General features: G+C 57.8%; 1 protein-coding gene. It reads right to left on the bottom strand.

Going from position 1 to position 1,618, the window contains the following annotated elements; genetic code table 11:
• Nucleotides 1-1,389, bottom strand: a 1,389-nt coding sequence (locus CSC94_RS23915) for a tyrosine-type recombinase/integrase (protein WP_245408478.1), incomplete at its 3' end; no start/stop codon positions are given.
• Nucleotides 1,390-1,618: the final 229 nt, after the last annotated feature.

Here is a 1,618-nt window from a genome sequence, read left to right as displayed (position 1 = left end):
GCCCGTTGAGCGAAGATGCTGCGTGTCCCTCCCGCCACTCGCCAGTTCGCTTGCGATCCGGTTCGAGACATCGTTTGCCATGGCCCGTACCGGATCGTCATCCCGGTTGACGTACCGGTTCGTCATCGCCGTGTTTTTGTGGCGCAACAGGTCACGCACGATGAAGGCATTTCCGCCCGCCTGCCCCGCATATGTCCCGACGGTGTGTCGCAGGTCATGCAGTCTGACATCCGGTATACCTGCGTGATGGCGTATCCGTTGCCATGCGTTTTCAAGAACTTCCTTCGTCAGATGCCGGGACACGTCGCGATCGCGCGGGAACACCCAGGGAGATCCGTCGACCGGCGACAGCCGTTCAAGGATTTCCAGCGCATAAGTGCTGACAGGATGCGGCCTTCGCCCCCCGCCTTTGCGATCGGGAAGCGCCAGCATGTCTGCCTGCATGTCCACATGCTCCCATCTCAAGGTCAGGATTTCTGATAGGCGGGCACCGGTGAACAGCAACAGCTTGATTACTGCGAGCGCTCCCGGGTTTACCGAAGTTCGCTGTTGATTGGCATCCTTCGGCAAATGTTTTGATCCGTTCGCCTTGATGACCCAGGGCAAGCCGTCTGTCTCCGCCTCGATCAGTGTCGCGCCAAGCCGCTGCAGTTCAGGTGCCGACAGAAACCGCTCCCGGTGGTTCTCGGGATATCGCTCGATACCATGGACCGGGTTGCTGTTTCGCGAGCGCAAGCCCCAGACTTCCGCAAGGTTGAAAGCCTTCGAAATGATCGACAGGACATGGTTCGCCTGGCGCGGGGTACGAGCCATCGCCTGGTGGAGCCTGGCAACATCGCTTGGCGTCACCGCGGCGACCTTGAGCTTTCCGAGGCGTGGCCGGATATGCTTCTCAATGACGCGCTCTGCCTCGGCTTGCGTCGACTTCGCATTCCTTTGCTTCACGTAGTCGTCCAGGTAGCGATCGAGCACGGCACTGACATCCGGCGCTGATCGAAGCGCCGACTTGTCGGCCATGGGATCACCGCCCTTCGAAACGAGGTGAAGCGCCTCCCGCGCGGCCTTGCGCGCTTCATCAGGTGTGAAGGTTCCATAGCGGCCGATGGTGAACCGGCGCGAACGGCCCGAACCGTTGCGATACTGGAGGACAAAGGATTTGGTGCCACTTGGCAGTACCAGGAGGCCGAAGCCTTTCACCTGGTCGTCCCACAAATAGACCGGCTTTGCGGCGGGCTTGGCTCCATCAACCACGCGCTTTGTCAGGTTCGGCATCTCATCCTCGTATGGCTGACAACCTCGATCGCCTTCATGACAACCGCGCAGACATCGCAAGTCGTTGGAAACGCGATCGAATGACAGCGCCTGACGGCCGTGACGGCTGTTTTTCATTCCTTCTCGTCGTGACGATCACCCTGAGCGTGAGACGATAAGGGTCAACATAGATCATTGTAAGCAGATTGTAAGCAGGAAACATCGAAATCAAGCGCATTCCATACAAAGATACCGTTCGAGTGATCCGCATAAAATACGGAAATTGCGTACTTAATAGCATTCCCTCGCAATCGCTTCATCAACCAATTTACAGATTCCTAATCTGAGGGTCGCAGGTTCGAATCCT

Origin of the sequence: Zhengella mangrovi (genome assembly GCF_002727065.1) — a bacterium.
In the GTDB taxonomy this organism is placed as follows: Bacteria; Pseudomonadota; Alphaproteobacteria; order Rhizobiales; family Rhizobiaceae; genus Zhengella; species Zhengella mangrovi.
This window is presented reverse-complemented; position numbering and strand designations above follow the sequence as displayed.